The sequence below is a fragment of the Bacillus sp. FSL M7-0307 genome (assembly GCF_038627835.1).
GTDB lineage: Bacteria > Bacillota > Bacilli > Bacillales > Bacillaceae > Bacillus > Bacillus altitudinis.
On sequence record NZ_CP152023.1, the window covers coordinates 280,885 to 302,904 of the forward strand.

Below are 22,020 nucleotides of genomic sequence, written 5' to 3' on the forward strand. Positions count from 1 at the left end.
GTTGGAAGAATGATAAGACATGGGGAAAGGGTGGAAAAGGAATGGATCAAGTTGAGTTTCAATATATTCAAACAAACGGCATAAAGCTCCATACAGCAATGGCTGGTCCTGAAGATGGCCCACTGCTGGTCCTGCTGCATGGATTTCCTGAGTTTTGGTATGGTTGGAAAAATCAAATCCTCCCCCTAGCTGAGGCGGGGTATCGTGTCGTTGTTCCTGATCAAAGGGGATACCATCTGAGTGACAAACCAGAAGGAGTCGAATCATACGTCTTAGACAAATTAAGAGATGATATCGTGGGATTAATTAAGGCGCTGAGCCCAAATCAAAAGGCTATTGTCGGCGGACATGATTGGGGTGGAGCTGTTGCTTGGCATCTTGCTTCAACCCGTTCTCAATATGTAGAAAAATTAATCATCGTCAACATGCCGCATCCTCGTGTGATGATGAAGGTCCTTCCGTTTTATCCGCCGCAGTGGAAGAAGAGCTCTTATATCGCGTTCTTTCAGCTTCCAAATGTACCAGAGGCAGCCCTTCAAGAAAATCACTTTCAAAGACTGGATGAAGCCATTGGACTGTCTGCTAGACCTCATCTGTTCACGAAGGAAGATGTCTCAAGCTATAAGCTGGCATGGACGCAGCCGGGAGCCATTACGTCCATGTTGAATTGGTATCGAGGTATTAAAAAAGGCGGCTTTGAAAAACCGATTTCCAAACGAATTCTCGTTCCTGTCCGCATGATCTGGGGAATGGAGGACAAGTTTCTAAGCAGAAAGCTCGCAAAAGAAACGATCAAAATTTGCCCAAATGGACAGCTGATTTTTGTCGATGATGCCACTCATTGGATCAATCATGAAAAACCAGATGTCGTGAATAAGCTCATACTCGAATTTTTAACATAAAGAAATAAGCTCTGATCATATGACCAGAGCTTATTTGTTTTATCCGATTTGATTCTTTTTCAAGGAAACAGGTTCGTCGTCCCAGCATTCAATCTGTTCATTGTTCGGAACGGCGTTTTTATAGAAAACAGGATCTTTGCCTTCTTTTTTCTGTCGCATGTAATCCTTTAGTGCTGCAAAGGCGACTTTAGACAGCATGGTAATGGCAATGAGGTTGACGATGACCATGAGACCCATGAATAAGTCGGCCAGACCCCAAACGAGAGGAACAGTGGCAATGGCTCCGAATAGAACCATGCCAATGACAGCCACACGATAGATGTTGAGCCAAATTTTATTCGCTCCCAAGAATTCAATGTTCGTTTCACCATAGTAATAGTTACCGATTAACGTACTAAAAGCGAATAAGAAAATCATGATGGCTAGGAATCCAGAAGCCCAAGGCCCAATGTGCTGGCTTAATGAAGCCTGAGTTAGCTCAATTCCTTCCAGATTGGTTGTTTTATACGCATCAGAGAACAGAACAAGAAAGGCTGTGCTTGTACAAATAATTAACGTATCTGTTAACACACCAAATGCTTGGATTAACCCTTGTTTGACAGGGTGGCTCGTGACAGCAGTTGCTGCTGCATTAGGCGCACTACCCATACCGGCTTCGTTTGAGAAGAGACCGCGTTTAATCCCTTGTAACAATGCTCCACCTAATGTACCGCCGGCAAACTGTTCAAATCCGAAAGCGTGTTTCACAATCGTACTGATGACGCCTGGTAGTTCAGTGATATTTGTGATAATGACAAAGAAAGCAATCCCGATGTAAGCAACGGCAAGAAAAACGACAATATATTCAGATGCTTTTGCAATCGCTTTGATCCCTTTGAAAATAATGAACGCAAAAATAACAGCCATAACGATTCCGACAGTTAAACGATCTAGGCCAAAAGAGTTTTTAAAAGCGACGGTGATTGTATTTGATTGCACTGCGTTAAAGACAATCCCAAAAGAGATCGTGATCAGGATGGCAAATAAAATCCCCATCCAGCGCTTATTTAACCCTTTTTCCATGTAATAAGCAGGTCCACCGCGGAATCCTGTTTTATCTTTTACTTTATACACCTGAGCTAGTGTACTTTCAACAAAGCTTGAAGCAGAACCGATAATCGCTACGATCCACATCCAGAAGATTGCGCCAGGTCCACCGATCGCAATAGCGATGGCAATCCCTGTGATATTCCCTGTTCCTACACGTGCTGCCATACTGATGGCAAATGCTTGGAACGGTGAGATTCCCTCTTTTTCTTTTCTTCCTTCTTTTAGAACACGCAGCATTTCTTTCAGCATTCTGACTTGCAAGAAGCGTGATCTATATGTGAAGTAGACCCCTACTCCAAGTAACAGAGCAATGATAAGATAAGTCCAAATAAAATCATTTGTAGTTGTTAAATAAGATAGCAAAGCTTTTTCGTTCATAACATCACCTCTTCGATTTCATCACTGTTCTTTTTAAAAAATACTGAGATCCCACTCTTTGGCGAGTTTCTTCAGCATCATGACACCGGTAATACTATTTCCACAATCGTCAATGGCAGGACCATAAATGCCGATACCGCAGCCTGTCTGAAATGGGAATTCTCTTCTTGCGCTTGGCGGAACGCAAGCCATGATTCCTCCAGACACACCACTTTTGGCTGGAACGCCTACGAAAGCAGCAAAATTACCAGACGCATTGTACATGCCGCATGTCAGCATCAATGCCTTTGTTAGTCTTGCGATATCTTTTGGGATGACTTGGACTTGTTTAAAGGGATGGTAGCCATCACTTGAAATAATCAGTCCAATCAAGGCGATGTCCTCTGTTGTGACCTCAATGGAACATTGCTTTAAATACACTTCTAACGTGTCCTCGACATCTGATTCTAAGTAATTGGTTTCTTTTAAATAATAAGCAAGTGCCCGGTTGCGGTGTGCAGTTGCCCATTCTGATTGATAAACCTCTTCATTAACAGAAGGACGCTTACCTATTAAGTTTTCGATTAAATCGAAAATATATGCTAGCTTTTCTGTAGAAGTCTTTCCAGGAAGGATGGAGGATACGGTAATAGCTCCAGCATTAATCATTGGATTAAAGGGCTTCCCTGGTTTATGCATCTCAAGGCGGTAGATGGAATTAAATGCATCACCAGTTGGCTCTACATCTACCCGATCCAAGACGTACGGAACGCCTCTTCCTAAACAGGCAGCTATAAAGCTGATGACTTTTGAGATACTTTGCAGGGTAAAGGGAACGTCCCAATCACCATAACGTACAGATGATCCATCTGGGCCTATCACGCTGATACCAAGTTGAGAGGAATTTACTTTTCCGAGTGCTGGAATGTAGCCAGCGTTCTGCCCGTTTTTGTAATACGGACGTATTTCTTCTGCCCATTGATCAACAGAAGACTGGCATGCGTGTTGTGTATTATTAGAAATTGCTGTTTTCATACGATTCCTCCAATCAAAAATCAAAAAGTACCCTATTGAATTGGCGGATGACAAAAAATGCGATCAAATAGGCACGAAAACATGTTACACATCTTCAAAGAACTTGTCATGCGCTGCTTGTACCACTCCTTTACACCTAAATATATGTTCAAATGAAGGCTTTGGCGGCGAAACAACAAAAAGGGTTTTTAGTGAAAATTCAGAAAACGCTTACATATAGTTTCACTAAAATTGTTCATTCAATTTATCTTGGAAACTACACAATCTGACGAAAATCTACAGAAAAACTTACAAATAAAAATCAGTCTACATGCAATTGTCTAAACAATTCCCATTATTGTAGACAATCTCCAAATCGTAGGATAGCTGAAAGGTCACCATGCCTCCTCGGAGAATAGTCATAAAAAATGATTTTGAAGAGAGAAGAAGCCGTGAAAATAATTTTTTTGCTCATTGTGAAGCAAAGAGTCTCCTTGTATACTGTGGCTATGTAAACAGGGGAAGGGATGTCAGTCATTTGAGTTTAAACCAGCTTGTCAAAAAAGACGCATTTATTTTGATTTTTATGATCGTCATTGTGCCGCTTGCGGGAGAGCTGAAGTTTTATCCTGTGAATGAAACATTTCGTATTAGTTTTGGGGCACCTGCGTTTTTCTTTTGCTTATTACTTTTAAGAAAATCAAGACCATTGCTGCCAGGGTTTTTAACAGGCGCAGCCATTGTCCTATTTCGGGTAGGTTTAGATCTTATTCAGCAAAAAGCTGATCTGGCTCTGTCATTTTATCAGCAGTTTCCAAGCTTCTTTTTTTACTTTACTTATGCTTTTCTTTTCTTTGTTGTCCGTACAGGACGTTTTAAGCAGCGTTCCATTTTTATTGGGCTGATCGGACTGATGATTGAACTGCTTGCTGATTTTGTTGAGCTGTTTGTACAATTTTTAGTGTTTGATACAACCATGACTTTCTCAAAGCTGAGTGATATGATCCTCATTGCATTTGCTCACAGCTTCGTGGTCATCAGCTTTTTTAATATGATGAGGCTGTATGAGGCACAATCAAGAGAGAAACAAATCATGAAGCAAAATGAGCATATGATGATGGTCATTTCAAATTTATATGAGGAAACAGTTCATTTAAAGAAAACGTTAAATCATACAGAGCACATAACGCAAGAATCCTATCGGCTCTATCGTCTGCTGAATGAACATGAGGCGGGAAGGAAAGTGAGTCAGGAGCTGCTCAAGCTTGCAGGGGAAATACATGAAGTCAAAAAGGACAATCAGCGTATTTACGCTGGGCTTTCAAAGCTGATTTCAAAGGAAAATATGCAAGATTATATGAGGGCAGAGGATCTTGTTCAAATCGTGATTCGCATTCAAGAGAAATATGCGCTATCTCTCGGGAAGAACATTTCCTTTACATCTGATATAAAAGGCATTCACTTGCATGAGTATCATGTGTTCATTTTTTTATCGCTGATTAATAATTTAATGGCAAATGCAGTTGAAGCAATCAAGCATGATGGAGCCATCTCACTCGTATTAAAAGGCAGTCATGATAAAATAGAGATTCGAGTTGAGGATGATGGACCGGGTATTCCTGAGAAATTGAGAGAGATTGTATTTGATCCTGGATATACCTCAAAATTTGATGCATATGGAACACCGTCAACTGGGATTGGCTTATCCTATGTGAGAGAGCTGGTTCAAGAGCTGGACGGTCAAATCCAGATTGAGCAAAAAGAAACGAAAGGAACAGCTTTTCAGCTTGTCCTTCCGATAAAAAATTTAATACAGAGAGGGTGAGTGTATGCGATTTTTCATTGCAGATGATGATCGTGCAATACGCTCGATTTTAGGTCAAATCATCGAGGATGAGGATTTGGGAGAGGTCGTGGATGAGGCTGATGACGGCGTTGGGTTAGAGGCGCATTCATTGAACCTGAAAAAAGTAGACATCCTTCTGATTGATCTTTTAATGCCAGCTAGAGACGGCATTCAAACCATACGTCATATTCACCCTGAATTCAAAGGCAAGGTCATCATGATATCTCAAGTAGAAGCAAAAGAGATGATGGCAGAAGCCTATGAACTTGGAATTGAATATTATATTCATAAACCTGTCAATCGAATTGAAATTGTCAGTGTCATTCGAAAGGTCATGGAGCGGATCAAGCTGGAAAAATCAATTTACGATATTCAAGCTTCTCTTCGACATGTGCTGCCATTAGAGCCAGTGATTTCTCATGAGACAGGTACTGGATCAAAGCGAAGAACGATGAAAGAGGCAGGAGAATTCCTCCTATCTGAATTAGGAATTGTCGGAGAGAGTGGCTCTAAGGATTTACTAGAGATCTTGATCTACTTACATGAAACACAGACAGCCAATTCTCATGAGGTGAATTTTCCGCCATTAAAGCAGCTATTTATCAAAACGGCGGAACGAAAGCTTGGTCGTGGTGCGTCGGATGTGGAAGTGATGCGGGAAGTGAAAGCAGCAGAGCAGCGAATTAGACGAGCCATCCATCATTCCTTAAATCATTTCGCATCACTAGGGCTTACAGATTTTTCAAACCCTAAATTTGAGCACTATGCGTCGAAGTTTTTTGATTTCACTGATGTCAGCCAAAGAATGAAAGAAATGCAGAAGACTTCTTCATCCGCAGGGTCAACAGGCAGAGTCAATACGAAAAAGTTCGTGCAAATCTTTTATTTTGAAGCAAAGCAGCTATTCGAAGGGATGAGCTGAGGGAAATCTATTGGAATGATTGGAGAAAATAAACAGAGACAGAGTGCTTTTGACTATGAGCCGCCTTGCTCTTTTAGACGTCTTTGTTATTTATCTGATCATTCTGATTTTTCTTTTTTCTTGAAAATAAAACTCTCCTGTGCAATCGTTTGTTAAAATAGTGAGGTTAGACTAGAATGTCGGAGGTTTTATTTTGGGAAAAATTAAACGAAATGCGCTCTGCCCATGCGGAAGCGGAAAAAAATATAAACATTGCTGTGGTCAAAAGTCAGGCGGAGAACAAACGTCTGAGCTTGTGTTTAAGGAAGCTGTACAAGTTCAAAAGGATTTAATGAATTATGCGTTCTCTAAGCATCAGAGAGCGATCAATCAATTCATTAATGAGTTTTCTTTCCTAGCAGATATGGATAAAGAAACGCAACAAATCTCAGTCTTTCATTTGAGTGTATGGGGCATCTTCTTCCGCCCATTAACAGATAAGAAAGAGACCATCTTCCAAGAATTCCTGACAAAAAAAGCAGAAGATATTACCCGTCCTAAAACAAGACAAGTGGTTGAATCTTGGACAGACATGGAGCCATCTTTGCTTTTATTAAATGAAAAAACGGACGAGTCTCTTTACTTTGAGAATATGGTGACAGCTGAGAAGGTTGAAGTTGATGTGAAGCCGGATCAAACCGTGCTGCCAGAGAAAGGTAGCCTTGTTCTTGGTTTCCCTGTTCAGTTTGAAGAAAAAGCAGAGTTTTTCATTCAATATACGATGTTCGCGAAAGAGTTTACTGATACGCTTCTTCTTCAAGTTCGCCACCTCGTTGAAGCACATGAGGCAAACGGAGGAGCACGTAGTACATTTATGAGAGAAGCCTTCCCTGAAGTGCTGAAGTGTATGTTTGCGAAGCAAGAAGTTGAAGAAACAGAAGCGCCTGCTCAAACAGAAGGAAATACAGTAGGACTATCAGCAGATCGTATGGAATGGGCTAGTGACGTTCAGCTGGAAACAGCCAAGCTAATTGAAGACGGGATGAAAGAGCACGGTGACCAAAGCCTGACAGATGGCGCTTTAACGGTTTGGAAAGCTTACTGTGATCAGAAAGCACCTGTGATCCGTAAAGCGGCGTCATTTGCTGCAGGAATCGAATATTATATTCATTCACTTGCAAGCGATGCCCCGCTTTCTCAAGCACAAGTTGCTAAAAAGTATGGAATTAGTGCGTCCACTGTATCGAGCCGATTTAAAGACATTGAAAAAGCGGTCAAAGAAGAGCAAGAGACGACTGTATCATAGCATGAAAAAAGACGCGGCACCTTTCAAGGAGCCAGCGTCTTTTTTTCATCATCTTGTTTTAATAAAACCACTCATGTATTGCTCTGTATTATAATCATTGAGGTCAATTTTCCACTGACCATCTCCGTTACGTTTCATTTTCACTTCATACTCAGCAGGGCTTGAGACTGGAGGAAGCTTTTCAAACTCAGATGCGTACATATTCAAGCTTTTCTTATACAATTCTTCTTTCGAACGGATTTTGCCGTTGTAAAACTCATCTCTTTGTTTGTCTAGTTTGTCTTTTAAGTTAGAAGCATCAATACCGGTTACTTGAGCGACAACCTTCGCTTCGTCATCTGAGATGGTTTTCACACTTGTTTCCACTTTCGCTTTATCCTTCATTGTATTTTGCATGCGTTTGTACATGGATAAAATATCGCGGTCACTGACTTCGTTTCCGTATATGCCTGCACTTCTCTTGAAGTCTTTCACAAACATTTCGTGATATTTATTAACGACATCTGATTGATTGTCACCTGTTAATTCTGAGAATTGATCATTCTTTTTGTCAAAAACAATGATATCTGTATAAGCAGATAGTGCTTTTGCTGGGTTATCTAGCTTTTTCGCTGTATCCAGTATCTTTTCGCCATCTAGTTCAATTTCGATCGAATCGCTGTTTTTCTTGATGCTATCTTGGTACACGAACTGATATTTTTTGCCTTTATCTACTAGGAAATAAAGAGCTCCTGATAGTGATTTCCCTTTGTTCAATGACCCAAGATCAAGGCGGTCTTTACTGCCGTAGAATTTTAAATCAGAGACTTTGGCATCGTCCTGATAAAGGGTGAAATCAGAGTTATATAATGAAAGGGCTTTGTCACCTTTGTTCGTGATCGTCAGGTTGACTTTTAACACCAATTCATTGTCCCGCAGGGTAGTTGTTGAGTCTTCTGGTAACGTATATTCGTAGCTATTCACTTTTACCTCTGCTGTTTTTGTTGATTTTTGGTCAGCCTTTGTTGATTTTGCTGAGCTCTGGCAGGCTGCAGAGATGATCATCACGAATGAAATCATGAGGAGTGCACTTATTTTTTTAAGATTCACAGTTGATGCTCCTTTGCTTTTCTTTCGTCATTTTCTTCCCGCTATCTGACTAAGAAAAAAGAAACAGATAGAATGGTATATTCGGGTGTTAAAGGGGAAAATCTCCTAATGACGATTTGCACTATTCATTCTATCGAATTTCATTCGTGATGAGGAATAGGTTTTAGTCCCTATCTTTAATAGATTTTTACACAAATACCTATAAAAAACGGAATTTAATAAGTAGATTATACTAGTTAATAAGAATTAATTTATCTATTCATCATGGGTTTTAAATGTTTTTTGTATAAAATTCTTGAAATGGAGGTAGTTTTCATTTCAAAAGATGTGTTAGGATTCACATCGCAAAACTTTTCGTTTAAGTGTATCTTCATCATACGAATCTTTTTCTTTCAAAGCGTCCACCTCCAGATTGATTTTCAGAGAGCAGAATACTTGAATGTTGAAAATGATTCATGGGAAAATAAGGATGATTAAGCAGATAAGGGAGATGAGCTTTTGAAAAAAGTAACGCTTGGACGAACTGATTTACAGGTGAATCCGATAGGGCTTGGAACAAATGCAGTAGGCGGGCATAATTTATTCCCGAATCTGAGTGAAGATGCAGGGCGGGAGCTAGTAGAAACTGCTCTTGATCATGGTGTCAATTTCTTAGATTCTGCTTTTATTTATGGGCTGGGCCGTTCAGAAGAATTGATTGGCGAGATCATTGCCAAAAGAGGCGGCAGAAAAGAACTGGTTCTTGCGACAAAAGGGGCTCATAAAGAAGTAAACGGACAAATCGAACTGGATAATAGCCGTGATTTCTTAAGACAGCAGGTCGAAGACAGCCTGAAGAGGCTGCAAACCGATTATATTGATTTGTACTATATGCATTTCCCAGACGGTCGCACGCCGCTGGATGAAGTAGCCGGTACTTTAAAGGAATTGAAGGATGAGGGGAAAATCCGGGCAATTGGGGCATCAAACCTTGATTTTGAACAGCTTCAAACCTTTAATCGAGATGGATACCTAGACGTGCTTCAATCAGAGTATTCTCTGCTGAAACGTCAGGCCGAGCAAGACCTTCTCCCATACTGCGTGGAGCATGGGATTTCCTTTATCCCTTATTTTCCATTGGCGTCAGGCCTGTTGACCGGGAAGTTTACAAAGGATGCGACATTTGATGATATTCGAGCAAAGGACACGCTTTTCCAAGGCGATGCTTTCCTTCAAAACCTCGAAAAAGTAGACAAACTGAAGGCCATTGCGCAATCAAAACATGCCGAAACAGCACATGTAGCGCTGGCGTGGCTATTGGCGCAAGATGGCATTGATGCCATTATTCCTGGTGCAAAACGAGCCGAGCAAGTCTTACAAAATTTGAAAACAAACGATGTTCAATTAACAAAAGAAGAAATCAACGAAATCGATCAGATCTTTTCTTAATATAAAAAATAAGGTGCCAAGTAGCACCTTATTTTTTATGCCATTGTGAGAGGAATCTTGATCACGAGCCTCAGGTTTGGAGAACGATACGTAAAATCAAGCGTGCCGTCTGCCTTTTCAACAAGCTGATGAATGATATAAGTACCCATACCTTGATGATCACCGCCTTTTGTCGAGCGGCCAAACGTTTTGAACAGATGATCTAATACGTGTTTTTCCATTCCCTTCGTACTGTTTTCACAATGAATCAAAAAGAGCCCGCTCCGTATGGAAGTCATGACCGAGATGCTTCCTTCGTTCCCAGCTTGCTTCGCTTCAATGGCGGCATCTAATGCGTTATCAAGCAGGTTGCCAGTAAAACTCACCTGATCCGCCTTAGAAAAAGGCAGAGAAGAAAAGGGTGCTTGAAGATCTAGTGAAAGGGCGATGTCCTCTTTTTCAGCCCGCTGGAAAAAGGAATGAAGGGTTGAGGCCAAATAAGCATTTTCCCCTTTGATCCAAGGGAAATGTTTCACATATTGCTGAATCAAATCTTTGATCTCATGCTCGTCATTCGATGCGGAAAAGGCATTTAAATGTCTAGCTGTTTCATGGTGTTTACTTCGCAGCTCAAGCAGCAAGTCATTGGTTCTCGACTCAGCATGAATCAGCTCTTGAAGCCGTCCATTTAATCGTTGCTCCGTTTGCATCATCTTGAAGGAAAGGAGATCGGCTGTCAAAATGATGATGACAGTTAAAAGATGGCTTAGTCCATTTCCGTGCGTGAGAAAAAGTGAAATTCCTGAACAGGTGATGAGCACAAAAGCGCCTAATATCACGTAACCACTCATACCTAGCCAAAACCTTTTGTAAATGAAAAAGGTGTAAAGGCACATGATGCAAAAGGTCAGAAGCCACACCATGCTTGATGACAAAGGCAGAAAAACTTTAGCTGTAGCTTGAACTGCAAGACCCAGCCAGATGAGCGTATATATGCGAAATCCAAGATAGAAAGCGTTCACGTTCGTTCTCCTTAAAAGTAGTATTTCTTAAAGTATTCTAATTGCTGCTTCGTCATCATGGCTTTTTTATCAGTCCCTTCAAAAGACACGATAAATGAATTTTTGGCATACGCCGAAAAGTTCTTAATGTAATGAATATTGATGATAAACGACCGGTGGGAGCGGATAAAGTCTTTCTCAGCTAAATCACCTTTTAACTCGTTGAGAGTTTGGTATGTTTGAATATCTCCTGTTGTTGTGACAATGGTCGTCGACCTGCCAGTACGTTCAACAAAGATGACATCCTTTTTTTGCAGTACATGGATATCTGATTGCTGCTTGATGAGAAGCCGTCCGTGAATGCTTTTCTCCTGCTTGGTGGACATGTAGCGCTCTAAAGATTTGGCAATTCGATCAGCTTGATAGGGCTTCATAATATAATCATGGACATTCAAATCAAAGGCATGAACAGCATACCCACTGTTTCCCGTCACAAATACAACATCTACATTCAGTGCATGAGAGTGAATAAGGTCTGCTAATTCATAGCCTGACATGCCAGGCATCTCAATGTCTGCAAACAATAGATCAATGTCGCCCTGTTTGACCTTCTCATATGCATCCTCCGCTGACTGTGTCACAAAAACGATGTCAACGGTATCCATTCTGCCGACAATGGCATGCAGCTTTTCTAAATCCACTCGGTAATCATCGACAAGACCTACTTTTATCATAAAAATCACCTATGACTCTTCTTATTATTTGTCTATTTTACCATTTGTTTTTTAAAATGGATCATTTCAAGACATAAAAAGGACGTTTCACGACATTTTTATGTCAGACAGGCGGTATTTTTTCTATCATAGACGTAGATAGTCGAAAGGGGCGAACCAAATGATTACTCTCAGCGATTGCAGTTGCTGGTTTACAGATAAGAAAAAAGTCGTAAAGGCGATGAAACATATGACGTTCTCCGTGAAGGAAGGAGAAGTTGTCGGCATCTTAGGAGAAAATGGTGCGGGGAAAACCACATTATTACGCGCCGTTGCGACATTATTGGAGCCTACTCATGGAACAGTCAATGTTGCAGGCTTTGATACAGTCAAAGAAGCAACTGAAGTGAAGAAGCGAATTGGGGTCTTATTTGGCGGCGAGACGGGACTTTATGACCGTTTGACGGCTCGTGAAAACCTTGAATACTTTGGGAAATTATATGGCTTAGATCAGCATGAAATCAAAGCAAGAATTGAGGATTTAGCAAAGCGCTTCGGGATGAGGCAGTACATGGATCGCAAGGTAAAAGGATTTTCAAGAGGGATGAAACAAAAGGTGGCGATTGCCAGAACATTGATTCATGACCCTGACATTATTTTGTTTGACGAACCGACAACAGGTTTAGATATCACATCGAGTAATATTTTCAGAGAGTTTATTCATCAGTTGAAACAGCAAAATAAAACGATTCTATTTTCAAGCCACATCATGGAAGAAGTCAGCCTGCTTTGTGACAGTGTCATGATGATTCATCAAGGGGAGCTCGTGTACAAAGGAACGCTTCCAGAATTATATGCACAGGAACAAAGTGAAGACTTGAATTACATCTTTATGTCGAAGCTCGCAAGGGGGAATGCATAATGTGGAAAACCGTCTTTTTAAAAGAAATGACAGATTCGCTCAGAGATAGAAAAACGCTGCTCTTAACAGTGTTGATCCCTCTTTTGACGATGCTCGGACTCGTGTTTTTCTACGAAAGCATGATCGCTGATCCAGGCGATAAAACGTATACAGTCGCAATCAATGAAAAGCTTCCGTCCGATATGAATGACATGATCAAAGAAGTGAAAAACCTGAAACTTGAAACATTTGATGACCCGCAGCAAGCCGTTAAAGACGGTGAGGCAAATGCTTATCTAGAAATGCCGAAAGATGCAGGCGATATGCTTCAGCATCAAACATCGTTTGCCATTAAAGTCCATGGGTATCCAACAGATGATGATTCAGTGATTGCGGTTCAAATGCTGCAATCATTGCTTGAACAATATCAAAATCAAGTCGTAGAAAAGCGTTTAGCACAGGATCAGATCAAATCGTCAGTGATTCATCCGTTTGAGGTGCAATCAGTTGATGTGCAAGAAGGAGAGGACGGGGATGGAGAAAACGGGGTGACCACCATGCTGCTGTCGATTCTCCTTCCAATGATTTTAGTGACGTCCGTGATCTCAGGTGCTTTGCCAGCTGCGCTTGATATCGTAGCAGGTGAAAAGGATAGAAAGTCAATTGAAGCTTTATTCCTGACACCGGCCAGCAGACTTCAGCTTTTAATTGGAAAATGGCTAGCTGTTTCTATGTTTGGTATATTAAGTGGCATTGTGGCGATTGGCATGCTGCTGCTCTCTACATTGCTCTTTACAGAAAAACTGAAACAAGCGCTGAACTTCGGAGATCAAGTGTGGAGCATCATCGGCGTTATGTTAGCGGCATTAATTATTTTCTCATTCATGGTATCAATGATTGAACTGCTGCTCAGTGTCGTTTCAAGCTCAGTGAAAGAAGCACAATCGTACATGTCCATGATCATTACACTAGGTGTGATTCCGATGTTTTTCACCATGAGAGCAGGCGCTACGCAGCTAGATACGTATTACTTTGCGATCCCATTCCTTAATATTCATGCACTATGTAAGCAATTGATGTTTGGCATCGTTGACCCAATGTCAATTGCCCTGACGCTCGGCTCCTCGGCGCTGACAGTGATGATCTTGTTTGTCATCGTGAGAAGTTTGTTTATGAAAGAGAAATGGATGCTGGCGAAATAGAAAGATCATTTCATTGATAAAGATGAAGAACTTGTAGATTTTTTCTACAAGTTTTTTGTTTTGTATGTTTAAATGAGTGATAAAAATTGGGTCACAATGTGAAGGAGGTTATAGAATAAAAATGCTCAGTCGTGTAAAATTTTACTTGATTTTACTTAAAAGGGGTTTTGTATATGAGTTATCAAGTAGAAGACGATGATGTTTTGGGATTATGTAATATATATGCTCAGCAAACACATCATTTTGAAGCTTTCATTTTAGGGAATAAAAAAGGACTGATAGAATTGAGAAATGCAATTGATAGAGCTTTAGAAACAGGTAGTTCTGTTGCACATGTATTCCCATCTGATTATGAAGGCTATGAAACTTATATTGCTTTAGTAAACGATGAGAAAAGGTTCGAGAAATTAATCACTCCTTATGTAGAGGAATACATGCAAGAAGACGATGCCATTGATCCAATTGACATCATAAAAGAATATGATGCTGAAAAAGGGAATTCCTCTTCATAATATGCTTCCTTTTGTCAGTATAAGTCTTCCCGATAAGGAGATGCGAGAATTGCCAACAGTCTTCAGTTATGGAATCGCCTGCTTCATCGCTTTTCTATTAATCACTTTCGTTCTTACCCATAAAAAACTAGAAAAGAAACTTGATCTGACGATTTTGATCATAGTAGCCATCATATTATTGATGGTGAACGTCTTGTGGATATGGGTCACGCTTTTCTTCTTTACTTGTATATATGTTGGAACCAAATATAGACATCAATCGAAAAAAGACTAAAAAAACCCCCGGGAACCGGGGGTTTTCTTTAGTTCTTGATGAACTTTTCAACCAATGAGCTTGTTTTGTAGTCGTTCAAATCAAGTTTCCATTGGTCGATATCGTTTTTCTTCATGTTCACTTCTACTGTTTCTTCAGAAGATGATGGTCCTAATTTTTTAAATTCATCTGGATAGATAGAAAGTAGATATTTCTGTGCATCATCATAAGATGCTGTACGGTTTTTGCTGTAGAATTCAGTTGCTTTTTCTTTTAAACGATCGACAAGCGGGCTTGCATCAATTGGTGTAAGTGTCACAGTCACGACAGCTTTATCACCGCTGATTGATTTTGTTTTCGTTGATACTTTTGATTTTTCAGCTAATGTTTCTTTTACAGCTTTTAGAAGCTTATCAAGGTTTTCGTCTTTTGCTGAGCTAGATGAAATACCAGAAGAAGAAATGTAGCCTTGTTTGAATGATTTATCAAATTCGTTTACGACAGTTGATTTGTTATCACCTGTTAGTTTTTCGAAATCGTCATTTTTCTTACCAAAAATCATGACATCAATATAAGAAGAAAGGGCTTTTGCAGACGCTTGAAGTGTATCTGCCTTTTTCATCAAGTCTTTTCCTTTAATATCGAATTCTAGTGTTTTGTCATCTTTTTTCGATCCAGTACCAGGCTCTGTGTAGACAAGTTGATAGTCTTTTTCTTTATCAACTACATAGAAAAGACCACCTTTTGATACTTTACCTGCATTTAGAGAGCTTGAAGATAATACTTCGTTGTAGTCATCAGGAGAGATGGTAGACACCTGAGCGTCATCTTGGTAAAGCGTAAAGTTGCTTTTATCCACATTCAATGGTTCTTTGCTGATGTTTTTTACAGATACATTCACTTTTAGGACATACTGATCATCCTGAACAGATGTATCGTATTGAGGTGGTAAAGTGTACTCAGCACTTTCTACTTTTACTTCAGCTGCATCAAGAGATTTTTTTGTATCGCTTTCTTTCGCAGCAGTTTTGTCTTTTCCACCACTACAAGCAGCAGCGACAACAGTTACACACAAAATCAGAAGAAACAGGGATAATTTCTTTTTAAACATGAGATGTTTTCCTCCTCGGGTTTTATGGTGAATTTCATTGGAAAGCTTTAGTTCATATCGTTCTTTTTGCACAAAAAGAAAAATACTGTATGTTTTTTACTGTAGAATGAAGCGAAAGTACTGTCAATACCTCAGTGCGTTCGAAAGGTTCATCCACTTCAAGTAGTAAAAATGACACTATGTTGAGAGGAGAAATGTGTATTTTATTGTTTGAAATCTCCTGTAAAAACTCAACATTTTATATTTTAAGGTTTTGAGTCGGATTATTGAATAGGTTCAAATGACTGTTTTTGAAGAAGATGTAGCAAATAGAAGGATTTTTATGACTTGTAAATGAGTCGTTAGTAATGAATATTTTTTCCTGTGATGTGTATGATCACTAGGTTTGTGTGTTGTTGACAGAGAGACACTTGTCCAGCGAAATGTTGAGGTATTTAGACAGGCTCTCGACACGGAATGTGTCTTTTCCCTTCAAAATGGCAGTCATCTACACAGAAACCCTACATAAAATAAAAGAGAAATGAATGGGAGGTGGATGTATGGCAGTGGTAAGAGCGACAAGCTCTGATATTGATTTAATGGCCAGACTGCTGAGAGCCGAAGCGGAAGGTGAAGGGAAACAAGGGATGCTGCTTGTAGGAAATGTAGGCATCAATCGTTTGCGTGCCAACTGTTCTGACTTTAAAGGGCTGCGTACGATTCCACAAATGATTTATCAGGAGCATGCGTTTGAGGCAGTCACACATGGCTATTTTTATCAGCGAGCACGAGAAAGTGAAAAGACACTTGCACGGAGGAACATTAATGGTGAACGATTTTGGCCTGCGAAATTCAGTCTTTGGTATTTCAAACCGCCTGGAAATTGCCCATCCACTTGGTACAATCAGCCGTTTGTGGCAAGGTATAAGTCACATTGCTTTTACCAGCCCACAGCTGAAACTTGCGAGAATGTTTATAACACCTTTTAGCTTGATGAACAGCACAATCCTTTGTATTCAAGAGGATTGTGTTTTTCTTTTTTTCAAAATGGGTAACCATTGTGTATCAACAAGATGAAGCACGTGATTGGAGGAAATGAAGATGTATCAAGACTTAAAAGGGAAAACAGCCATTGTGACAGGTTCTTCTAAAGGCATAGGACAAGCCATCGCCTTGAGATTTGGACAAGAACAAATGAACGTGGTTGTGAATTATAAAGGCGATGAAGAGGGTGCTGAAGAAACAGTACAAGCCATTCAGCAGCATGGAGGTAGGGCGGTGAAAGTACACGCAGATGTCTCCAAAGAGGAAGGAATTCAGGCGTTAATGGATGCCGCGCTGGAGAATTTTAACGCACTAGATGTGTTCGTCAATAATTCGGGATTTAATGGTGAAGAAGCAATGCCGCATGAAATGACGTTGGAACAATGGCAAAAGGTCATTGATGTGAATATCACAGGCTCATTTTTAGGAGCAAAGGCAGCGATTGCCTATATGATGGAACATGATGTGAAAGGATCAATCTTGAATATATCCAGTGTCCATCAAGAGATCCCGCGTCCGTTCAATGTTCATTACTCTACTTCTAAAGGAGGAATGAATATGATGACGAAGACGCTGGCTCTTGATTATGCCGAAGCGGGTATTCGGGTCAATGCGATTGCACCAGGTACAATGGCAACGGAATCAAATGACGATCTTCAAGATGAACAGAAAAAACAAAAGCAGCTTGAGAAAATTCCGATGAGAACGTTTGGCGATCCGAAGGAGATTGGGTCCGCCGCTGCATTTCTCGTATCAAAAGAAGCTGCCTATATTACAGGTACTACATTATTTGTTGATGGAGGAATGACGCTTTATCCTTCTCAATTAAATGATGAATAATAGAAAAACATCCGCCCCATTAGCCGGCGGATGTTTTTTCTTTGTAGCGGTGTGCTGACTTTGCTGGTTTGCCGAGCAGCATAGGATACTTGCTCAAGAAGGAGATACATGGCACCATGAGCAGCAATGTACCGATCGTATAAAAGAGCGTCCAAGAAAGCTGCGCTGTATCAGAGATATTGATGCCTAGCCCATAATAAACAAATGCCTTCATGATATCGATACCGGCAAATTGCAGGACGAGAATCACAATGGAATGACGTCCGAGATACGTCAATATCGTGGACGTTTTCAATTTGAAGCTTAAATAAATGACAGCAGATGAACCGAGCAGTGCACAAGCATAAAAAATGAATAGATCCCCATAGTCATTCACCCGCATATCAATTCGTGAATTAAAGCTTTGCATATATGCAGTCAGTACAAGCAGACCTGTACATAACAGAAGGGTAGGATCTGTTTTTAATTCCACAAACCATTGTTTTGCTAAAAATCCAATTGAATAAAACACAACAGCCGTTAACGCAACGTTGGCGTTCCAAGGGAGACTCTGGTTTAACAATAGCGTGGAAGCATATCCGGCTCCGCCGCAAAGGACGGTCAGTAAAATCAATACAGCTGGTTTTCCTTTTGTCAGACGATGCATCAAGAAAAACAACATTTCCACTAAAAAGAGCGTCGTTAAAAACCAGATGGCTGGGTTATGTGTCAGTCTTGCTTCATCGGCATTTGAAATGAAAATTCCCGTAAATGGAACGAAGGGATCAATATCTGTTTGCCCTTTAAAGGCGAAAAATCGGGTCACCGTGAACCAGAAAACGTACGTAATAATGGAGAAATAGAGATAAGGTAAGAGCAAGCTTTTCGCTTTTTTCTGTATAAATGACATAGCAGGTTGTGAGGATGATCGAAACATCATACCTGATAGTAAAAAGAAGAGTGGCATATGAAAAGAATATATAAATTGCTTGAATGAATCAGGAATGGGTACATGTGCCATAACGACGAGCAGAATGCCGATTCCTTTAGCCGCATCCACCCAGTCGAGTCGCTTATTCATGGCCAGTCATCTCCTTCCTTCTCAGCATTGTAAACCGTTACTTCATATGTACCTCTACTATATAAAAGGTACACCTACAATGCATTTACAGTTCGCTAACGATTAGAAGACACATTTGCGATCAGATGACAGAAGGAAGCTTTTTGACATCTCGATGTTACATTTCCCATTTTTTATGACAATGTAAAAAAGAAGCCAACGAAAGATTGGCTTCAAAATAGTTCTGCGATTCGTTCAAAGGAACGCTGTTTTTCCATTGGATCAAATGAATTGTTTAATATCATCATCTCGTCCGTTTGATAGCGGTCCATTAAGATTTGCAGCTGTTCTTTCACTGTTTGCTTTGAGCCAACAATCATTCGCTGGCGGTTTTGTAACACTTTTTTCTTTTCTTGCTCAGTGTAATGATAGTTCTCTGCTTCTTCTATAGAAGGAACGCGACTGTCCAGCCCTTTTTCAACCCGAAGTAGCCATAAGTCTGTACTGGTGGCAATGCGGCTTGCTTCCTCGTCTGTGTCTGCGCAGATTACAAAGACAGCAAACATAGACTGAGGCTGACGTGAGAAAACGGATGGAGAAAAGTGTGACCGATACGCTTCAAAAGCTTGCCTGCCTCGTGCAGGATGAATAAAATGTCCGAAAATATAGTTGATTCCAAGTGATGCCGCCTGGATGGCACTGTTTTCCCCGAGTCCAAGCAGCCAGACTGGCGGATAAGAATCAACGAGCGGAGCCGCTTTCACTCCTGCATGCCGATGACCAGAAGGCAGGCTGTCAGATAAGTAAAAAAGAAGGTCCTCCAGCTGGCGGTCAAATTGAGACAGTTCTTTCTTCACGCCGTCTGTCAAAGCGAGTCTCGTCCGTTCAATTCCGCCTGGGGATTTACCAACACCGATCTCAATCCGCCCAGGGTAAAGGGCTTCAAGCTGGCGGGTGACTTCTGCTACTTTAAAAGGGCTGTACTGCGGGAGTAAAATACCCCCGGAGCCTGTGCGCAAAGTCGATGTGTGTGAAGCAATATGTGCCATTAATATTTCAGGCGCTGTACTCGCGAGTCCTCTCGTGCTGTGGTGTTCAGCAAACCAATACCGCTCATACCCTAGTGTTTCCGCAAGCTTGGCCAGTTCTGTCGTATGAACCAATGTTTCTTGTGCGGACTGACCTTTAGGGATGGCGACTTGATCTAATATATGAAGTGATGGCATCATCAACACCCTTTCATCAATACGTTGAATTCTATCCATAAGTATAAAGAAAGTCATGAACGGAAGGAAATGAAAGGGTTTATCACAGCTATGTACATGAATTTTCTATATCAACATATGAAGTGGATGCGTGCCCTGTTTTTAAGCGAGAGGCTGTGTAACGGGGATATTCGACAATGTTTCACATGAAACACTTCTTTTACGACATGAATCATTTTTGTCATGGATCTTTCTTTAAAAAAATATCATCATATTGAAACCTCTTTTATACATAGATCGTATATACTAGTAAATAGAAAAAAGAGTAAGAGGCTCCAATGTCATTTCATGAATTTTGTCGAATTTTCATGTATGATGATTTTAATAGGGTCCATCGCTTAATAAATAGATTTTTATTATGCTGGAGGAGTGATTGATTTGGCGATTACATTAGAAAAAGGTCAACGTATTGATTTAACAAAAGGAAAAGCAGGACTAACCAATATTCTAGTTGGACTTGGCTGGGACCCTGTATCACAAGGCGGCGGTTTTTTAGGTAAGCTGTTTGGCGGAGGCGGCGGTGCTGATATTGATTGTGACGCTTCAGTGCTGATGCTGAAAAATGATAAGTTTGTTGAAAATAAAGATTTGATTTACTTTGGCAACTTGAAAAGCAAATGCGGCAGTGTTGAGCATACAGGTGACAACCTGACAGGTGAAGGAGACGGAGATGATGAACAAGTCCTCGTCAACTTAAGCAAGGTGCCAGGCAATGTGAATAAATTGGTGTTCGTTGTGAACATTTATGATGCACTTAGAAGAAACCAACACTTTGGTATGATTCAAAATGCTTACATCCGAATTGTTGACCGTTCAAACAATCAAGAATTAGTGAAATATAATTTAAAAGATGAATATGCAGGTAAAACATCATTAATCGTTGGAGAGCTTTATCGCCACGAGAATGAGTGGAAGTTTGCAGCTGTAGGAAATGGTACAAACGATGCGAAGCTTGCCGATATTACGAGAAACTACATTTAATTAGAAGGGAGAGGTTCCTAGTGGGAATTTCTTTAGCAAAAGGTCAAAAAATTGATTTAACAAAAACGAATCCAGGTTTAACAAAAGTAGTCGTAGGTCTTGGCTGGGATGTAAACAAGTATGATGGCGGACATGACTTTGATCTAGACGCAAGCGTATTCCTTTTAGATGCAGCAGGGAAAGCAAACTCTCCATCTGACTTTGTCTTCTACAATCAAACAACTGGCGGTGGCGGAAGTATCGTACATACAGGCGATAACCGTACAGGTGAAGGAGACGGAGATGACGAGCAGGTCAATGTTGATCTTTCAACTGTACCAGCAAGTATTGAGAAAATCTCCTTCGTCATTACAATCCATGATGCAGAAGCACGCAGCCAAAACTTTGGACAGGTGTCTAACGCTTACGTCCGTATTTTAAATGCGGCATCAAATGAAGAGCTCATTCGCTATGATTTGGCAGAAGACTTTTCAATTGAAACAGCGATTATTGTAGGTGAATTATACCGTCATGGCGGAGAGTGGAAATTCTCAGCTGTTGGATCAGGCTATCAAGGCGGACTTGCCCGCATTGCAACAGACTTCGGCTTAGATATCGGGTAACGCCCGTTTTCATATTTTCAGAAGATAGGAGAGATACGAATATGGCGATTCAGCTTTCAAAAGGACAACGTGTCGATTTAACGAAAACCAATCCAGGGCTGACAAAAGTGATGATCGGACTTGGCTGGGATACGAATAAATATTCAGGCGGAGCCGAATTTGATTTGGACGCTTCGGCTTTCTTAGTAGATGCAAACAATCGTTGTCAACAAGATACAGACTTTGTGTTCTATAATAATCTGCAGCATCCAAGCGGCAGTGTCACTCATACCGGTGATAACCGTACGGGTGAAGGAGATGGAGATGACGAGCAAATTCTCGTTGATTTCTCGAAAATTCCTGCTAACATTGATCGTATCGGAATTACAGTTACGATTCATGATGCAGAGGCACGCAGCCAGAATTTTGGACAAGTCTCTAATGCATTTGTTCGTGTTGTAAATGAAGAGGGCGGGGAAGAATTGATTCGTTTTGATTTAGGGGAGGACTTCTCAATTGAAACAGCTGTCGTCGTATGCGAACTATACAGACACGGCAGCGATTGGAAGTTTAACGCAATCGGAAGCGGATTCTCTGGCGGACTTGCAGCTCTTTGTCAAAATTATGGGTTAGAAGTGTAAAGAGAAGAAACAACTTCATTCAAGAGGCGCTGCCAATGACTCATAT

Annotated in this window: 22 protein-coding genes; 14 read left to right on the forward strand and 8 right to left on the reverse strand. The window is 40.6% G+C overall.

Annotation, left to right across the window (positions count from 1 at the left end; genetic code table 11):
- Positions 1 to 41 precede the first annotated feature (41 nt).
- Complete coding sequence (locus MHI41_RS01545) at positions 42 to 902, forward strand: alpha/beta hydrolase (protein WP_065459765.1); 861 nt, start codon at positions 42 to 44, stop codon at positions 900 to 902.
- Positions 903 to 941: 39 nt separating this feature from the next.
- On the opposite strand, the gene MHI41_RS01550 is transcribed toward MHI41_RS01545, so the two are convergent.
- Both MHI41_RS01550 and MHI41_RS01555 read right to left on the reverse strand, forming a co-directional pair.
- Complete coding sequence (locus MHI41_RS01550) at positions 942 to 2,369, reverse strand: alanine/glycine:cation symporter family protein (RefSeq protein ID WP_251185523.1); 1,428 nt, start codon at positions 2,367 to 2,369, stop codon at positions 942 to 944.
- A gap of 33 nt (positions 2,370 to 2,402) precedes the next feature.
- Positions 2,403 to 3,383, reverse strand: coding sequence for a glutaminase (locus MHI41_RS01555; RefSeq protein WP_008342152.1), 981 nt, complete (start codon positions 3,381 to 3,383; stop codon positions 2,403 to 2,405).
- 517 nt (positions 3,384 to 3,900) lie between these two features.
- On the opposite strand from MHI41_RS01555, the gene MHI41_RS01560 reads away from it, so the two are divergent.
- The 3 genes from MHI41_RS01560 to MHI41_RS01570 all read left to right on the forward strand — a co-directional run bounded on the left by MHI41_RS01560 (position 3,901) and on the right by MHI41_RS01570 (position 7,415).
- The gene (locus tag MHI41_RS01560) at positions 3,901 to 5,187 is read left to right on the forward strand and encodes a sensor histidine kinase (protein WP_035703066.1); all 1,287 of its coding nucleotides are present in this window, start codon (positions 3,901 to 3,903) and stop codon (positions 5,185 to 5,187) included.
- Positions 5,188 to 5,191: 4 nt separating this feature from the next.
- Positions 5,192 to 6,130: a response regulator gene (locus MHI41_RS01565; RefSeq protein ID WP_008342149.1), complete on the forward strand. Its 939-nt coding sequence runs from the start codon at positions 5,192 to 5,194 to the stop codon at positions 6,128 to 6,130.
- Positions 6,131 to 6,323: 193 nt separating this feature from the next.
- Entirely contained in the window at positions 6,324 to 7,415 is a 1,092-nt protein-coding gene (locus MHI41_RS01570) for an SEC-C metal-binding domain-containing protein (protein ID WP_342494464.1), read from the forward strand.
- Between the two features lie 48 nt (positions 7,416 to 7,463).
- On the opposite strand, the gene MHI41_RS01575 is transcribed toward MHI41_RS01570, so the two are convergent.
- Positions 7,464 to 8,504, reverse strand: a complete 1,041-nt coding sequence (locus MHI41_RS01575) for a DUF4352 domain-containing protein (RefSeq protein WP_017366547.1) — start codon at positions 8,502 to 8,504, stop codon at positions 7,464 to 7,466.
- Between the two features lie 498 nt (positions 8,505 to 9,002).
- Between MHI41_RS01575 and MHI41_RS01580 the strand changes: the two genes are divergently transcribed.
- Entirely contained in the window at positions 9,003 to 9,932 is a 930-nt protein-coding gene (locus MHI41_RS01580) for an aldo/keto reductase (RefSeq protein ID WP_251185522.1), read from the forward strand.
- 35 nt (positions 9,933 to 9,967) lie between these two features.
- On the opposite strand, the gene MHI41_RS01585 is transcribed toward MHI41_RS01580, so the two are convergent.
- The gene (locus MHI41_RS01585; RefSeq protein ID WP_231583253.1) at positions 9,968 to 10,762 is read right to left on the reverse strand and encodes a GHKL domain-containing protein; all 795 of its coding nucleotides are present in this window, start codon (positions 10,760 to 10,762) and stop codon (positions 9,968 to 9,970) included.
- Between the two features lie 182 nt (positions 10,763 to 10,944).
- Complete coding sequence (locus tag MHI41_RS01590; protein WP_017366549.1) at positions 10,945 to 11,646, reverse strand: LytTR family DNA-binding domain-containing protein; 702 nt, start codon at positions 11,644 to 11,646, stop codon at positions 10,945 to 10,947.
- A 160-nt stretch (positions 11,647 to 11,806) separates the two neighbouring features.
- On the opposite strand from MHI41_RS01590, the gene MHI41_RS01595 reads away from it, so the two are divergent.
- The 4 genes from MHI41_RS01595 to MHI41_RS01610 all read left to right on the forward strand — a co-directional run bounded on the left by MHI41_RS01595 (position 11,807) and on the right by MHI41_RS01610 (position 14,514).
- Entirely contained in the window at positions 11,807 to 12,547 is a 741-nt protein-coding gene (locus MHI41_RS01595) for an ATP-binding cassette domain-containing protein (RefSeq protein ID WP_007498365.1), read from the forward strand.
- Positions 12,547 to 13,728 (forward strand): ABC transporter permease, encoded by a 1,182-nt coding sequence (locus tag MHI41_RS01600; RefSeq protein ID WP_046526598.1) that lies wholly within the window; start codon positions 12,547 to 12,549, stop codon positions 13,726 to 13,728. Before MHI41_RS01595 ends, MHI41_RS01600 begins: the two co-directional genes overlap by 1 nt.
- A gap of 173 nt (positions 13,729 to 13,901) precedes the next feature.
- The gene (locus MHI41_RS01605; RefSeq protein ID WP_342494465.1) at positions 13,902 to 14,240 is read left to right on the forward strand and encodes a hypothetical protein; all 339 of its coding nucleotides are present in this window, start codon (positions 13,902 to 13,904) and stop codon (positions 14,238 to 14,240) included.
- A 40-nt stretch (positions 14,241 to 14,280) separates the two neighbouring features.
- Positions 14,281 to 14,514, forward strand: a complete 234-nt coding sequence (locus tag MHI41_RS01610; RefSeq protein WP_249670463.1) for a hypothetical protein — start codon at positions 14,281 to 14,283, stop codon at positions 14,512 to 14,514.
- Positions 14,515 to 14,542: 28 nt separating this feature from the next.
- Here MHI41_RS01610 and MHI41_RS01615 read toward each other — a convergent pair whose 3' ends face one another.
- On the reverse strand, positions 14,543 to 15,604 hold the full coding sequence (locus MHI41_RS01615; protein WP_039166404.1) for a DUF4352 domain-containing protein: 1,062 nt from the start codon (positions 15,602 to 15,604) through the stop codon (positions 14,543 to 14,545).
- A gap of 539 nt (positions 15,605 to 16,143) precedes the next feature.
- On the opposite strand from MHI41_RS01615, the gene MHI41_RS01620 reads away from it, so the two are divergent.
- Both MHI41_RS01620 and MHI41_RS01625 read left to right on the forward strand, forming a co-directional pair.
- Positions 16,144 to 16,572: a cell wall hydrolase gene (locus MHI41_RS01620; RefSeq protein ID WP_008342138.1), complete on the forward strand. Its 429-nt coding sequence runs from the start codon at positions 16,144 to 16,146 to the stop codon at positions 16,570 to 16,572.
- 112 nt (positions 16,573 to 16,684) lie between these two features.
- A complete protein-coding gene (locus tag MHI41_RS01625; RefSeq protein ID WP_017366553.1) occupies positions 16,685 to 17,467 on the forward strand; it encodes a glucose 1-dehydrogenase in 783 nt (260 codons plus the stop codon).
- Between the two features lie 19 nt (positions 17,468 to 17,486).
- Here the strand turns inward: MHI41_RS01625 and MHI41_RS01630 are convergent, their stop codons facing one another.
- Both MHI41_RS01630 and MHI41_RS01635 read right to left on the reverse strand, forming a co-directional pair.
- On the reverse strand, positions 17,487 to 18,527 hold the full coding sequence (locus MHI41_RS01630) for an acyltransferase family protein (protein WP_268450197.1): 1,041 nt from the start codon (positions 18,525 to 18,527) through the stop codon (positions 17,487 to 17,489).
- A 212-nt stretch (positions 18,528 to 18,739) separates the two neighbouring features.
- On the reverse strand, positions 18,740 to 19,732 hold the full coding sequence (locus MHI41_RS01635) for an LLM class flavin-dependent oxidoreductase (RefSeq protein ID WP_045034624.1): 993 nt from the start codon (positions 19,730 to 19,732) through the stop codon (positions 18,740 to 18,742).
- A 417-nt stretch (positions 19,733 to 20,149) separates the two neighbouring features.
- Between MHI41_RS01635 and MHI41_RS01640 the strand changes: the two genes are divergently transcribed.
- From MHI41_RS01640 to MHI41_RS01650, 3 genes are read left to right on the forward strand one after another with little or no spacing between them, the layout of a single operon-like run.
- Positions 20,150 to 20,752: a TerD family protein gene (locus MHI41_RS01640; protein ID WP_017358594.1), complete on the forward strand. Its 603-nt coding sequence runs from the start codon at positions 20,150 to 20,152 to the stop codon at positions 20,750 to 20,752.
- A gap of 20 nt (positions 20,753 to 20,772) precedes the next feature.
- Entirely contained in the window at positions 20,773 to 21,354 is a 582-nt protein-coding gene (locus MHI41_RS01645) for a TerD family protein (RefSeq protein WP_008342133.1), read from the forward strand.
- Positions 21,355 to 21,395: 41 nt separating this feature from the next.
- On the forward strand, positions 21,396 to 21,974 hold the full coding sequence (locus MHI41_RS01650; protein ID WP_007498343.1) for a TerD family protein: 579 nt from the start codon (positions 21,396 to 21,398) through the stop codon (positions 21,972 to 21,974).
- Positions 21,975 to 22,020 lie beyond the last annotated feature (46 nt).

What these genes read in the sequence shown, in the direction of transcription:
- MHI41_RS01630 (WP_268450197.1), bottom strand. Translation starts at nt 18,527, where the DNA reads ATGAATAAGCGACTCGACTGGGTGGATGCGGCTAAAGGAATCGGCATT.
- MHI41_RS01605 (WP_342494465.1), top strand. Translation starts at nt 13,902, where the DNA reads ATGAGTTATCAAGTAGAAGACGATGATGTTTTGGGATTATGTAATATA.
- MHI41_RS01595 (WP_007498365.1), top strand. Translation starts at nt 11,807, where the DNA reads ATGATTACTCTCAGCGATTGCAGTTGCTGGTTTACAGATAAGAAAAAA.
- MHI41_RS01600 (WP_046526598.1), top strand. Translation starts at nt 12,547, where the DNA reads ATGTGGAAAACCGTCTTTTTAAAAGAAATGACAGATTCGCTCAGAGAT.
- MHI41_RS01545 (WP_065459765.1), top strand. Translation starts at nt 42, where the DNA reads ATGGATCAAGTTGAGTTTCAATATATTCAAACAAACGGCATAAAGCTC.
- MHI41_RS01635 (WP_045034624.1), bottom strand. Translation starts at nt 19,732, where the DNA reads ATGCCATCACTTCATATATTAGATCAAGTCGCCATCCCTAAAGGTCAG.
- MHI41_RS01620 (WP_008342138.1), top strand. Translation starts at nt 16,144, where the DNA reads ATGGCAGTGGTAAGAGCGACAAGCTCTGATATTGATTTAATGGCCAGA.
- MHI41_RS01650 (WP_007498343.1), top strand. Translation starts at nt 21,396, where the DNA reads ATGGCGATTCAGCTTTCAAAAGGACAACGTGTCGATTTAACGAAAACC.
- MHI41_RS01615 (WP_039166404.1), bottom strand. Translation starts at nt 15,604, where the DNA reads ATGTTTAAAAAGAAATTATCCCTGTTTCTTCTGATTTTGTGTGTAACT.
- MHI41_RS01625 (WP_017366553.1), top strand. Translation starts at nt 16,685, where the DNA reads ATGTATCAAGACTTAAAAGGGAAAACAGCCATTGTGACAGGTTCTTCT.
- MHI41_RS01565 (WP_008342149.1), top strand. Translation starts at nt 5,192, where the DNA reads ATGCGATTTTTCATTGCAGATGATGATCGTGCAATACGCTCGATTTTA.
- MHI41_RS01550 (WP_251185523.1), bottom strand. Translation starts at nt 2,369, where the DNA reads ATGAACGAAAAAGCTTTGCTATCTTATTTAACAACTACAAATGATTTT.
- MHI41_RS01585 (WP_231583253.1), bottom strand. Translation starts at nt 10,762, where the DNA reads ATGAGTGGTTACGTGATATTAGGCGCTTTTGTGCTCATCACCTGTTCA.
- MHI41_RS01610 (WP_249670463.1), top strand. Translation starts at nt 14,281, where the DNA reads ATGCGAGAATTGCCAACAGTCTTCAGTTATGGAATCGCCTGCTTCATC.
- MHI41_RS01590 (WP_017366549.1), bottom strand. Translation starts at nt 11,646, where the DNA reads ATGATAAAAGTAGGTCTTGTCGATGATTACCGAGTGGATTTAGAAAAG.
- MHI41_RS01555 (WP_008342152.1), bottom strand. Translation starts at nt 3,383, where the DNA reads ATGAAAACAGCAATTTCTAATAATACACAACACGCATGCCAGTCTTCT.